13 protein-coding genes are annotated in these 12,464 nt (G+C 69.9%); 4 read left to right on the top strand and 9 right to left on the bottom strand.

What is annotated here, in order from left to right; translation table 11 throughout:
* Window positions 1-52 precede the first annotated feature (52 nt).
* Together ACZ5VQ_RS36455 and ACZ5VQ_RS36450 are read right to left on the bottom strand one after the other, a co-directional pair.
* Complete coding sequence (locus tag ACZ5VQ_RS36455) at window positions 53-871, bottom strand: coniferyl-alcohol dehydrogenase (RefSeq protein ID WP_469108685.1); 819 nt, start codon at window positions 869-871, stop codon at window positions 53-55.
* Window positions 872-928: 57 nt separating this feature from the next.
* The gene (locus ACZ5VQ_RS36450; RefSeq protein WP_469108684.1) at window positions 929-2,224 is read right to left on the bottom strand and encodes a cytochrome P450; all 1,296 of its coding nucleotides are present in this window, start codon (window positions 2,222-2,224) and stop codon (window positions 929-931) included.
* 222 nt (window positions 2,225-2,446) lie between these two features.
* On the opposite strand from ACZ5VQ_RS36450, the gene ACZ5VQ_RS36445 reads away from it, so the two are divergent.
* A complete protein-coding gene (locus ACZ5VQ_RS36445) occupies window positions 2,447-3,052 on the top strand; it encodes a TetR/AcrR family transcriptional regulator (protein ID WP_469108683.1) in 606 nt (201 codons plus the stop codon).
* A 33-nt stretch (window positions 3,053-3,085) separates the two neighbouring features.
* Here ACZ5VQ_RS36445 and ACZ5VQ_RS36440 read toward each other — a convergent pair whose 3' ends face one another.
* Window positions 3,086-3,718 (bottom strand): TetR/AcrR family transcriptional regulator, encoded by a 633-nt coding sequence (locus tag ACZ5VQ_RS36440; RefSeq protein ID WP_469108682.1) that lies wholly within the window; start codon window positions 3,716-3,718, stop codon window positions 3,086-3,088.
* Between the two features lie 187 nt (window positions 3,719-3,905).
* Between ACZ5VQ_RS36440 and ACZ5VQ_RS36435 the strand changes: the two genes are divergently transcribed.
* Window positions 3,906-4,670 (top strand): SDR family NAD(P)-dependent oxidoreductase, encoded by a 765-nt coding sequence (locus ACZ5VQ_RS36435; protein ID WP_469108681.1) that lies wholly within the window; start codon window positions 3,906-3,908, stop codon window positions 4,668-4,670.
* Window positions 4,671-4,835: 165 nt separating this feature from the next.
* A complete protein-coding gene (gene mftR / locus ACZ5VQ_RS36430; RefSeq protein ID WP_469108680.1) occupies window positions 4,836-5,453 on the top strand; it encodes a mycofactocin system transcriptional regulator in 618 nt (205 codons plus the stop codon).
* Here the strand turns inward: mftR and mftF are convergent.
* From mftF to mftA, 6 genes are read right to left on the bottom strand one after another with little or no spacing between them, the layout of a single operon-like run.
* Window positions 5,450-6,865 carry a mycofactocin biosynthesis glycosyltransferase MftF gene (gene mftF / locus ACZ5VQ_RS36425; protein ID WP_469108679.1) on the bottom strand — a complete coding sequence of 472 codons (1,416 nt, stop codon included), beginning with the start codon at window positions 6,863-6,865 and terminating at the stop codon, window positions 5,450-5,452. The two genes, mftR and mftF, sit on opposite strands and share 4 nt — an antisense overlap.
* Entirely contained in the window at window positions 6,862-7,641 is a 780-nt protein-coding gene (gene mftE / locus ACZ5VQ_RS36420) for a mycofactocin biosynthesis peptidyl-dipeptidase MftE (RefSeq protein ID WP_469108678.1), read from the bottom strand. The genes mftF and mftE overlap by 4 nt, the downstream gene beginning before the upstream one ends.
* Before the next feature lie 41 nt (window positions 7,642-7,682).
* Window positions 7,683-8,882 (bottom strand): pre-mycofactocin synthase MftD, encoded by a 1,200-nt coding sequence (gene mftD, locus ACZ5VQ_RS36415; protein ID WP_469108677.1) that lies wholly within the window; start codon window positions 8,880-8,882, stop codon window positions 7,683-7,685.
* A 44-nt stretch (window positions 8,883-8,926) separates the two neighbouring features.
* Window positions 8,927-10,177, bottom strand: a complete 1,251-nt coding sequence (mftC, locus tag ACZ5VQ_RS36410) for a mycofactocin radical SAM maturase (RefSeq protein ID WP_469108676.1) — start codon at window positions 10,175-10,177, stop codon at window positions 8,927-8,929.
* Entirely contained in the window at window positions 10,174-10,455 is a 282-nt protein-coding gene (gene mftB / locus ACZ5VQ_RS36405) for a mycofactocin biosynthesis chaperone MftB (RefSeq protein ID WP_469108675.1), read from the bottom strand. The genes mftC and mftB overlap by 4 nt, the downstream gene beginning before the upstream one ends.
* A gap of 9 nt (window positions 10,456-10,464) precedes the next feature.
* Window positions 10,465-10,593: a mycofactocin precursor MftA gene (gene mftA / locus ACZ5VQ_RS36400; RefSeq protein ID WP_388369927.1), complete on the bottom strand. Its 129-nt coding sequence runs from the start codon at window positions 10,591-10,593 to the stop codon at window positions 10,465-10,467.
* A gap of 268 nt (window positions 10,594-10,861) precedes the next feature.
* Between mftA and mftG the strand changes: the two genes are divergently transcribed.
* Window positions 10,862-12,448: a mycofactocin dehydrogenase MftG gene (gene mftG / locus ACZ5VQ_RS36395; RefSeq protein WP_469108674.1), complete on the top strand. Its 1,587-nt coding sequence runs from the start codon at window positions 10,862-10,864 to the stop codon at window positions 12,446-12,448.
* Window positions 12,449-12,464: the final 16 nt, after the last annotated feature.

Genomic DNA, 12,464 nt, shown 5'->3' with positions numbered 1-12,464 from the left:
TTCGGGGCGTGCGGCTGAGCGGGCTCTACTCCCGCTCAGTCCAAAGGAACCTTTAGTTGGGGAACGGCATTTCGAGCAGACCGGTGAAGACGCCACCCATTGTGCCGCCGTCGGTGATCACCGGGGCTCCGGTGACGCAGGAGGCGGCCGAACTGCCGAGGAAGAGAAGGACATTGGCCTGCTCGTCGGGGGTGGCCGGGCGGCCCAGCGGGATCGGGAAGGAGTCCCAGAAGTCCTTTCCGACCGCGGCCTCGAACTCGGCCGTCATCGGGGTGATCGTCGGCCCGGGCATCGTGCAGTTGAGGCGGATGCCCTTCTCGCCGAGCGCCACCGCGGCGTACTGGGTCCAGATGACCGCGGCCTCCTTGGACGTGACGTAGGCATGGGCGATCTCGTCGGGGTGCTTCTCGCACCACTCCCGGCCGCCGTCGAATCCTTCGGAGCGGACCAGGGGGAGCAGGGTCTCGACATTGCGCATCCAGCCCGACCCGGCCTGGGAGGCGATCGTGGTGACCGATCCGCCCGGCTGGATGTAAGGGACGACGGCCTCCGTCAGGTGCCGTACACCTACGAAGTTGATAAGCACGGTGTCCAGGTTCGAGGTCTTGTTGCTGGGCACGCCGACGCAGTTGAACAGGTGGGTGACCGGGCCGCCGATCTCGGCGACGGCGGCGGTCATCGCCTCCGGGTCCTTCAGGTCCGTGGCGTGGAAGACAGCGCCGGTGTCGGTGTCGGGGGCCTTGAGGTCCAGGACATGGACCTCGGCGCCCAGCGCGGTGAGCTTGGCCACCAGCGCGGCGCCCATGCCCGCGCCGCCGCCTCCGCTGACGATGACGCGGGAGCCCTTATATCCAAGATCGATGGAAGCCATGTCTGTTGCCCTTCTGGATTTTCGGATGGTTTGCGGGTGCCTGACGGGGAGCGGAGGTCACCAGGTGACGGGGAGGGACCAGACGCCGTAGATGTCGGCGTCGGTCTTGAAGGAGACCTCCTCCAGCGGTACGGCGAGTCGGAGGGTCGGTATGCGCCGGGCCACCGTCTCGTAGAAGACCTGGAGTTCTACGCGGGCGAGCGGCTGGCCGAGGCACTGGTGGATGCCGTAGCCGAAGCCGAAGTGGTCGCGGACGCCGCGGCGGATGTCGAGGACGTCGGGGTTGTCGTAGTGGCTCTCGTCACGGTTGGCGGAGAACGTCAGCGGCTGCACTCCCTCGCCGGCCTTGATCTGCCGGCCGCCGATGACGGTGTCCTCCTTGGCGAACCGGTAGTTGGGGTCGTCGTTGATGGTGAGGTACCGCATCAGTTCCTCGACCGCGCCCGGGGCGAGGCCGGGGTCCTGGCCGAGAGCCTTGAACTGCTCGGGGTTCTGGAGCAGTGCGAGGGTGCCGAGCGCGGCCTGGTTGCCGGTGGTCTCGTGCCCGGCGACCAGCATGAGCATGGCCATGGCCTGGACCTCGTTGCGGTTCAGCCGGCCGCTGCGGAGCTGGTCGTGGACGAGGCGGCTGATGATGTCGGCCTCGGGGTCCAGGTCCGGGTCGTCGATGCGCTGATTGACGAGGCCGAATACATAGCCGTTGAGCTCCACGGTCTTTTCCATACGCACGTCGTCGGGGACGTCGCGTTTGAAGGCGTACCTGGTGCGGTCCTCGAAGAAGGCGTGGTCGCTCTGGGGTACGCCGAGCAGCCAGCAAATGACGGTGTTCGGCATCGGCGAGGCGAGCGCCTCGAAGAGGTCGGCGGGTTTGGGGCCGGCCAGCATCTCGTCGATCAGGTCGTCGACCAGCTTCTGGATCCGGGGCCTCATGGCCTCGACGCGCTTGACCATGAAATCGCGGGTGAGCATGCGGCGCAGGTCGTCGTGCTCAGGCGGGTCCATCTTCAGGAAGGACCCGATGTTGCCGCCGCCCGCCGCCTCCACGCCGGCCTTCATGCCGGGGGTGAGCGGGAAGTGGGGGTGCGTGATGTCGGCGCTCAGCGCTTCGTTCTGCAGTGCCTCACGGACGTCGTCGTACTTGGTGATCAGCCAGGCGTTCTTGCCGTACAGCGTGGCCGGGGCGACCGGGCACTTCGAGCGGAGCGCGGCGTACTCCGGGGGCGGGTCGAAGGGGGTGGAGCGCTGCATCGGGAAGGGGAGCCGGTCGTTGCTGCCTGAGAGGTGCTTGATCAGCTCGCGGGTGCGGTCGTCGATGCGGTCGTCACCGTGGTCCTGAACGGTTGTTCCTGTCATCTCGCATACCTCCGCCGTTGTGGGGGATGAGGCTTGAGTAAGCACTGATTACTTACTGGCTAACACCGTAAACCAACTGGGCTGGACGGGGCAGCCCCGGGGGGATGTTTTCCTGGACCCGCAGGTTGTCCGAGACAGGCAGGGGCCGGAATGAGAGGGGTCGAGCGGTCGATGAGTGCTGGTCAGGCAGATGCGGCCGTGGAGAATGCGGGTCGGCCGCGAGTGCGTAATCCCCGGGGTGAGGGGCAGCGGCTGCGCCAGGAGATCCTGGATGCCGCCGGGCGGCTGCTGGAGGAGGGCGGGCAGCCCGAGTCGGTGTCGCTACGGGCCATCGCCCGCGAGGCCGGTGTCACGTCCGCGGCCGTCTACAAGCAGTTCAAGGACAAGTCCGAGCTGATGTGGGTACTGCTGGACGAGGTCTACGAGACCTTGGCGGAGAAGATGCGTGCGGCACGGCTGGCGGCACCCGCCGACGATCCCTGGGCGGGTCTGAATGCCGCCATGGACGCGTACTGCCAATACGCGCTGGACACCCCGCGCCGCTACGAGCTGCTGTTCCACACGGGCCCCGCCCTTCCGCCTCCCGAGCGGCCCGGTCGCCACCCCATGAGCAGGCTGCTGCGCGCCTGGCGGCAGGCCGTCGCTCCCTGTGTGGACGAGGAGGGCGACCGCGTCGGCCCGCTCACCGCCGATCGGGTGGCGAAACTGCTGTGGACCGGCCTCCATGGCCAGTTCGGGTTGTGGCGGAACGCCCCGGAGGCCATCGACGAGAAGGAACTCAGGGCCTTGCGCGACTCCCTGTTGTTCGCGCTCTTCGGGCGCTGCTGACCGAGCCGGCCTTGCGCCGGATGGCCCCTCCCGTCAGAGGGGCAGGCTCGCGAGGGCGAAGTGCACGGTGCGGCTGATGGCATCGGTCCTGCTGAGGTCTTCCCGCTCGGGCCGGTGCCAGGCCCATTCCTCCACGGCCACGCGAAGCACCCCGTTCAGCATGACGGCCTGCATCCGGGGGGCGAGGTCGTCCGGTGCGTGACCGGTGCGTTCCGCGAGGATCCGGGCGAAGACGGGCTCGGCGTCGTGATGGACCTGGAGCCACACCGCGCGCAGACCGGCCTCGTCGCGGGTGAGGCGTACCAGGTCACCCACCGCTGCGGTGTCCGCGGCCCCGGGTGCGGGAAACGGTGTGGTCTGCCCGAACGCCTCGCGCAGGGGGCGGTCCCGTGGCCACTCGCGCATGAGGCGGGCGGTGGCGTCCAGGCCGCCCGTGAGCAGCGGGCGTACGCACTCCTCTTTGGAGGCGATGTGGCGCCACAGGGTGCGGACGGACACTCCCGCGGCTCGCGCGATCTCCTCGACGGTGGTGTCGGCGACACCTTGGGCGGCGAAGAGCCGCACCGCTTCGCGGGCGATGTCCATGCGCACGGCGGCCTTCTGGGGCTCGGAACGCGGCGGTCGTCCCCGCCGTGGTCCGGCCCCGCCCTCGCCCCTCTTCGCCATGCCGCTCCTCACCTCTTCGCATGTCCTGAGCTGTCGTTCCCGGTGTGGGTAACGAGCCTGCCGGGACCATGATCCTCCGGCAAACATTAGTGGCACGCCATGCCAAGAAAAGTGTACGGTGCATCGTGCGAGAGCTGGATGCCGGCACGTGCTCCAGCCGCACCGCACGAGTGCAAGGGAGCACCACATGAACAGCAACGCATTCGAGGGACGCAGCGTCATCGTCACCGGCGGGGGGTCGGGCATCGGGCGGGCCACCGCCCTTCGGTTCGCCGGGCAAGGGGCGAAGGTCCTCGTGGCGGACATCAACGCGCAGTCCGCGAAGGACGTTGTCGAGGAGATCGAGTCGGCGGGCGGAACGGCGAGAGCGGTCATCGGTGACCTCAGCGATCAGACTGTCGTCGACGAGGTCGTGGCCGTCGCCGTGGAGACCTTCGGTGGCCTGGACGTCCTGGTCAACAACGCCGGGATCATGGACAGCATGGCCGCCGCGGCCGACGTGGACGACGCCGAGTGGGAGCGGGTACTGCGGATCAACCTGACTGCGCCGTTCCTCCTCACCCGCGCTGCGCTTCCCCACCTGCTCGCGGCCGGCAAGGGCGCGATCGTCAACACGGCCTCCGAGGCGAGCCTGCGCGGCAGCGCCGCCGGCGCCGCCTACACCGTGTCCAAGCACGGCATCGCGGGTCTCACCAAGTCGCTCGCGGTCATGTACCGGGACAAGGGCATCCGGGCCAACGCCATAGCCCCCGGCGGAACCGTCACCAACATCAAGGTCGACGCCGAGCAGGGCGCGCTCGGCCCGGGGGTTGTCGGCAGCTACATGAACAACATCGGCCGCCCCGCGCAGGCCGACGAGCAGGCCGCCGCGATCGTCTTCCTCGCCTCCGACGCGGCCAGCAACATCAACGGCGTGATCCTGGCCGTCGACAACGGGTGGTCCGCCGTCTGACGGCAGGCGGACTGCGGCGTCAAGGCGGACGTGGCGCCGCTTGTGTTCGACGAGGGTGGCCACCGGCCTGGAGAACACCGGGCCGCGGCTCCTGCCGGAGGTGCGCGGGCGTATGTTGTGGGGGTCGCGCCGGGCCGGAGGCCATCGCCGGGGGAAGGGGATCCTGTGGAGTCGCGTTCCAGCAGGGTGATCGCCGGCACGTCGGCCAGGAGCGGGCGTCCACGTGCCACGTCGCGAGCCGATCTGGAGCGGTTGGGCTTCGAACTGTTCGCCCGTCAAGGGTTCGACGAGACCACGGTCGACGACATCGCCGGTGCGGCCGGCATCGGCCGACGTACCTTCTTCCGCTACTTCTCCTCCAAGAACGACCTGGTGTGGGGTGACTTCGAACAGCAACTGACCAGGTTGCGACAGCTGCTGGACGCGGCACTCCCGGGCACTCCTGTCATGGACGCTCTGCGGGAGGCCGTCGTCGAGTTCAACCGGTTCGACGCCACCGAGGTGCCGTGGCACCGGCAACGTATGGAACTCATCCTGACCGTGCCCACTCTCCAGGCCGACGCCACCCTGCGATACGCCGCGTGGCGCGCGATCGTCACCGAGTTCGTGGCGAAGCGCATGGGTGTGCGGGCCTCCGATGCGGTGCCCCGGCTCTTCGGGCACACCCTGCTCGCCGCGGCCATCGCGGCGTACGAACACTGGCTGGCCGAGGAGGACGCCCAGTTGGGCGACCTGCTCGACATGGCCATCCGACGGGTCACCGACGGACTGGGCATGGTCTAGGGCCGGAGGACGCGGGGGCGGAGGGCAGTCGTGGAGCGGCCTTTGAGGGCGGAGATCCAGACGCCCGTGCCGTACGCGAGGTCGTCGAGACGGCGGGCGACGCTGTAGCGGACGAGGTCGAGGTGGGGTGTGTCGCGGTGGTGTTCGAGCACGACATCGGTGAAGGCTGCCACGGCCGTGGCGCGACGCATGCGGCGTGAGACCAGGCAGCCGACGGCCGTGAGCGGCCACCAGTGGCGGGTCAGCAGCGCCGCTCCCTGGGCCAGGGCGGAGACGGCGCCGGCGGTGGTGAGCCGCGCCGCATGACGGACCGGGTGCCCGGTGCTCTTCAACGTGCCGGCGATCCGAGCGGTGGTGATGGCGCAGAGGGATCCGGCGACGGGGAGGGACCAGCGGCGTTGGGCGAGCAGGGCGAGGAGCAGCGCCGCGCTCCACGGGGCGAGCACGGCGGGGGCGATGCTCTGGGGATGACGTTCGGCGAGGGGGTGGGCGCCGGTGCCGTAGACGGCCTTGCGCAGGAACCAGTCCGTGAGGCCGACCCGGTGCTCGTGGGCGGCCTCGACGGATGGTTCGTACCGAATACGGCGGTCTGTCCGGACCATGCGCCAGCACAGGTCGACGTCCTCACCCACGCGCATCCGGTCGTCGAAGCCGCCGAGTTCGGTGAGGACGTCGACGCGGGCGACCGCGCAGGCGCTGGGGGCCCAGGAGACGGGTGTGCCGGGACGTACGGCGGCCGGGTGTGCCCCCAGGTCGAGGGAGGACCGGGCGTGTTCGTAGCGGCCGAGCCAGCGGGCGGACTCGGTGGTGGCCAGGCCGGCGATCCGGGGCACGGCCATGGCGACGCGGGGGTCGGCGAAGTGCCGCAGCAGGGTGGGCACCGTCTCGGGCGGCAGGACGATGTCGGAGTCGACGAAGGCCACATAGGGCGTGGTGACCTGCCGCAGCCCGGCGTTGCGGGCACCCGCAGGGCCGAGGTTGACGGTCAACGGGACCAGTTTCGCGTGGTGTTCAGCGGCGACGGTCGCGACGAGGTCGGGGCGGCGCGAGGCGTCGTCCACGACGATGACCGGGCTGCCTGAGGGGATGCCGGCCAGGAGGCGGGCGAGTTCCCGGGGTCGGTCGCGCACCGGGATCACGTACGTGCAACTCGGATCGTCCCCGGGGCCGGGCGCGGGGTGCGGTGGCAGGGCTTCGACTGCCGGGTGGGCCTGGCCGGTCTCCAGCAGGCGGTCGGCCAGGACCGCGCTTGCCGCGTCCCGCACGCGTACCGTCCGCCCGGCCAGGAGCGGCCGGGCCCGGGCGCTGAGCCGGAGCAGGCGGGTCGGGTGGCCGCCGAGGAGGGCCTGGCCGTCGTCGAGCACTCGGGTGTGCCGGTCGAGAGTGATCACGAAGCCGTACGGGAGCGTCATGGGTGCGCCGCCTTCCTACGGGGAGCAGGGTGCGCGGGGGTGCCTGCGGCCGGCGGTGCGGAGGCATCGGGCCTGTCGACGAGGCGGCCCCGGTCGTCCGTTCGGCCTGCCGCGACACGGCGTACGGCGGCGGACACCGTCGACTCGAACGACGCGCGTCCCTCCTCGGCCGTGGCGCCGCTCGGGTCCCCGAGTACTCCGCTGGGGGACACCGCGCGCACCCCACGCGCGATCAGTTCCGGCATGACGACGTCCAGCGGACGGGTGTCGCCGGGAACGGCTTCGTACAGACGGACGTCGGCGGGGGCCAGATGCAGCATCACGGAGGTCTCCGCTCGGCCGGCGTGCGCGTCGCCGCCGGGGAACTCACAGCCGAGCCACGCCACGTCGTGGCCCTCACCGCGGAGTTGACCGACGGCGGCGTCGAGCGTGGGCACATTGCCACCGTGGCCGTTGACGAACACGATCCGGCCGGCCCAGAGCGACAGCGACCGCACGGTCTCCACCAGCACGACGTGCAGCGCCTCGTGTCCGATGGAGACCGTCCCGGGGAAGCCCGCGTGCTCGCCGCTGGCACCGTAGGCGATGGCCGGGGCCGGCAGTACGGGACGATGTGCCGGGCCGGCCGCCAGCCGTTCCCCTGCCGACCGTGCCACGGACTCGGCGATGACCGTGTCCGTGTTCAGCGGCAGATGCGGCCCGTGTTGCTCGGTGGACCCGACGGGGACCAGTATCAGCGCGTCGTCCGGGACGGCCGGCCAGACCGAGCGAGCCAACTCCGCTTTGCCAGCTGGTTGTTGAGTGTGCGGTGACATCGCTAGCCCACCGGGCCGGCGGCGCGCGGAGCGCCGAGGGTGCGTGTGAAGCCGTCCGGGACGACCAGGTCGTCCGGCGACAGCTCGTGGACGGAGGAGTGCCCCAGGCCGAGCACCGCGGAGTCGAGTCCGCCGCGCAGGATGTCCAGTACGTTCTCCACGCCCGCCTGCCCGTTGGCGGCCAGGCCCCACAGGTAGGCGCGGCCGATCAGCACCGCACGCGCGCCCAGCGCGAGGGCCTTGGCGACGTCGCCGCCTCGCCGTATGCCGCCGTCGAGCAGGACCTCGATGTCGTCGCCGACCGCCTCGGCGATCGAGGGCAGCAGCCGGATGGTGGCGGGAGTGGTGTCCAGATTGTTGCCGCCGTGGTTGGAGACCGAGATGCCGGACACCCCGGCGTCGACGGCGCGCCTGGCGTCGTCGACTCGCGACACGCCCTTGAGCAGGAACGGACCACCCCACTCCTCACGCATCCACTTGACGTCGTCCCACGTGGGCGGCGCCGTCTGCATCCACTCGTAATAGGCGCCGAAGAACGTGGGCGCCTCGCCGCCGGGCGGCTGGAGGTTGGGGGCGGTCAGGTCGGGGATCCGGCCGGACTTGAGATACGTCCACAGCCAGCGCGGGTGCGGCAGGACGTTCGGCGCGAACTTGGCCATCGTCCTGAGGTCGATCTTCTCCGGGATGGCTGGGCTGCCCCAGTCGCGGCCGTTGGAGAAGGACCAGTCCAGCGTGGCGATCAACGCCTTCGCCCCGGCGGCCCGCGCACGCTCCATGCGCTGCACCATGGCGTCCCGGGTGCCGGTCCAGTACATCTGGTAGAAGGTGTTCGGATTGGCCTCGGCGACCTCTTCGACCGGCTTGCTGGCGAAGGAACTCAGGCCCATGATCACGCCCCGGTTCGCCGCCGCACGGGCCACCGCGACCTCACCGTCGGGATGGACGGCCTGCACGCCGGTCGGTGAGATCACCACCGGTATCGAAGAGGGCACCCCGAGCACGGTGGTGGACAGGTCCCGCTCCGCGTGATGGCCCACGACGCGCGGGGCGAAGCCCAGTTCGGCGAAGGCGCCGGTGTTGTCGCCGATCGTGCGGCCTCGTTCCGAACCGGCCACGAGCGCACCGTAGACAGTGTTCGGCAGATACTTCTTGGCGCGGCGCTGAGCCTCCGCCACGGTCTCGAACCACGGATTTCTGCCCATGCGCGGATCTCTCTATGAGGTATGAGGTCTTATCGGGCGTCGCGTTACGTGAAGCTCATTCCGGCCAGCGGGTCCTCGGCGCAGTCGCCGACCGGCGGCCGGTCCCTGTCCTGCCGGAGTGTGAGGACGACGTCCACGGGGCCCGATCGCCGCAGGGGAGCGGTGCGGTGGGAGTGATCGCCGGACGGCTTCGGGATGCGGCCGCCGCTCTCCGGACGCCGGGCCAGCAACTGCTCGCCGTACCCCTGTACGCATTCGGGGTCGGGGCCGTCCAGCGGCAGCCCGGTGAAGAACTTCGCCGCCATGCAGCCGCCCTTGCAGGTGTCGTAGAACGTGCAGGACGCGCACGCGCCACCGCTCTGCGGCTCGCGCAGGCTCCGGAACAGTTCCGACTCCCGCCACACCTCGGCGAAGCCGCCCGGCCGACGGATGTTCCCGGCGAGGAACTCGTCGTGGATCGCGAACGGGCACGCGTACACGTCACCGACCGGGTCGATCAGGCACACCACGCGACCGGCCCCGCACAGGTTCAGGCCCGGCAGCGCCTGTCCGTATGCGGACAGATGGAAGAAGGAATCACCCGTGAGCACCTGGTCGCCGTGGGACACCAGCCAGTCATACAGCTCGCGCTGCTGATCCGGCAGCGGGTGCAGCTCGCCCCACACGTCCGCGCCACGGCCGGAGGGCCGCAGCCGGGTCAGTCGCAGCTGAGCGCCGTAACCGTCGGCGATGGCCTTGAACTCGTCCATCTGCGGGATGTTGTGACGGGTGCATACGACGGAGAGCTTGAAGTTCTTCATCCCGGCGTCGGCCAGGTTGCGCATCGCGCGCACTGCCGTGTCGTACGAACCGGGCCCGCGCACCGAGTCGTTGACCTCGGCGGTCGCCCCGTCGAGTGAGATCTGGACGTCCACGTAGTCGTTGCGGGCAAGGCGCCGGGCGACCTCGGGGGTGATCCGTACGCCGTTGGTCGAGAACTTGACGCCCACGTGGTGTGCGGTGGCGTAGTCGAGCAGCTCCCAGAAGTCTGGGCGAACGGTGGGCTCGCCGCCGCCGATGTTGACGTAGAAGACCTGCATGGCCTCCAGCTCGTCGATGACGGCCTTGGCCTCCACCGTGGTCAGTTCGCGCGGGTCGCGCCGACCGGAACTGGACAGGCAGTGCGTGCAGGACAGATTGCAGGCGTACGTGAGTTCCCAGGTCAGGCAGATCGGGGCGTCGAGGCCGTACTCGAAGAGGTCCACCAGGCGCGAGGCGCCCGGCGCGGGCCTCGATACGGCAGGGGTCGTGGTCATGAACTCGGAGTCCTTTCGACGACCATCGATGACTGGGCGAGTACGGCCAGGGCCTGCCCGTAGCGGGGCAGATCGCCGTCGTCGACGCCGGCTGCCGAGCAGGCCGCCCGCGCGGTCGACGCCGTCGCGAGCGCCTGGACGACCGCGAGCAGCGTGCGGTCCTTGAGGAAGGAGAGTTTGCGGGTACCGAAGTGGTACAGCAGCGCACCGAAGGGTTCCGGCCGCACCGAGACCTGCGGGTGCAGATCCCAGGCACGGTCCAGGTTCACCGTGGTCATGGACGAGGCCTAGTAGACGCCGCACATGCCGTCGATCGAGATCTCCTCGATCAGGTCTTCGGCATCGATGAGCGCATCAGGTGACGTGATGTCGTCGGCGTGGTTCTGCTCGGCCTCGGTGGAGTTGAGCTCGTTCATGAGAATCTCCCAGCGCGTGGAGGTCACGGCCATCTGACAGTTCTGTGCAACACCGGGAGAGTATTGGCATAGAGTGCCAATAGGAAGGCGTCCGACGGTATCAATTTCACCGAAGCCCCAGGGAACCTTGTCGTGCGAGAGTCCGCCCACGCCAGCTGAGCTGGGAGGACACTCTCATTTGCGGTACGGCGGAAGCCATCTCAAGCGGTCTCGCGCCGAAAGGCAGGTCTTGCCAACCGCAGTGGAAGCTGGCTTGAATCCCTTGGTCATGGAACAGCTCCGCCTCCCTTCCCGCATCCCGGATGTCATCGTGGTCGGCGCCGGAGCCGCCGGTGCGGTGCTCGCGGCGCGGCTGACGGAGGATCCCGGCCGGAGCGTGATGCTCCTCGACGCAGGCCCCATGCCATGCGGCACGGCCGGGTTCGGCCCTGAACTGCTCGACGCACGACTGGTTCCGGGGGCGCAGCCGAACCATCCCGCCACGACCGAATACCCCGTGCACCTCACACCGGGGCGGCCGTGGCTGGTCCCGCGCGGGCGCATCCTCGGCGGTTCGACCACCGTCAACGGCGGCTACTTCGTGCGGGCCCGGCGCGAGGACTTCGACCGCTGGGCCGCTGTGGGCAATCCAGCCTGGGCCTACGACGAAGTCCTGCCGTTCCTGCGGTCCATGGAGTCCGATCTCGACTACGGCGGCGACGAAATACACGGCGACCAGGGTCCGATGCGGATCCGGCGCAGTCGCCTGGAGCACCCGGCCGCCGCGGCCTTCCGCGAGGCGGCCCGCGCCCTGGGCTTTCCGGCCGACCCGGACAAGAACGACCAGGCGCCGCCCGGCTTCGGGCCCGTACCCTCCAACTCCGTTGACGGCGAGCGCCGCAACACCGGACTCAGCTATCTGCCGCCCGACGTTCTGGGCCGGCCCAACCTCACGGCCATCGGTGGCTGCCAGGTCCTGAGGGTCGTCATCGAGCAGAACCGCGCTACTGGTGTCGTCGTCCGGCGGGGCGGCGAACGCGTCATCGTCCACGCCGGAGCCGTCGTGCTCAGCGCCGGCGCCTTCGCCACCCCCCACCTGCTCCAACTCTCCGGAATCGGACCGCGCGCCGATCTGGAAAGGCTCGGCATCCCCGTCGTCCGGGACGTTCCCGCCATCGGCGCCCGCTTCAGCGACCACCCACAGGTGGTGCTGGACTGGACGCCCCGCGAGGACTTGGGCGAGCCGTCCGACTCCTGGATCGGCGGCTGTCTGCACCTTCCCTCCGAGGGGCTCATGCCTGGGAGTCCCCATGGCCCGGGTGATCTGGAAATCCTCCAGTCCTTGGTCCCCATGGCAGGGCTCGCCGGTGGTGCCGTCAGCGTTCCCGGCACCCCTTTGTCGTTCCTGGTATCCGCCCAGGCACCCCGGCCGACAGGCCGCCTGCGCATCGAGTCCGCCGACCCGGCCACACCTCCGCGCATCGACTACGGCTTCTTGAGCGGCCCTGGCGACTACCGTCGCCTGCGTGAGGCCGTGCGTGTCACCGCGGCTCTCCTCTACGCCCCGCCCCTCGCCGACATCTCCCACGGGCTGATCGATCCCGGCCCGGAGGTTCTTGATGACGACCGCGCCCTCGACCGCTGGATCGATGGCCACCTGGGCACCGCCCAGCACACCTGCGGAACCGTCCCGATGGGTCACGACGATGATCCGGAGCGTGCCGCTGTCGACCAGTTCGGGCGCGTCCACGGCGTAGGGGCCCTGCGCGTGGCGGACACCTCGATCCTGCCGGACGCGCCCCAGCGCGGACCTGCGGCGACCGCCGTCCTCATCGGCGAACTCGTCGCCAACGCGATGCGGCTCGACCTGTCCTGACGGGGCGTCAGGCGAG

The organism is Streptomyces sp. NPDC033178, from assembly GCF_055577685.1.
The sequence above is the reverse complement of the archived record's forward strand: the minus strand, read 5'-3'. Positions and strand labels throughout refer to the sequence as shown.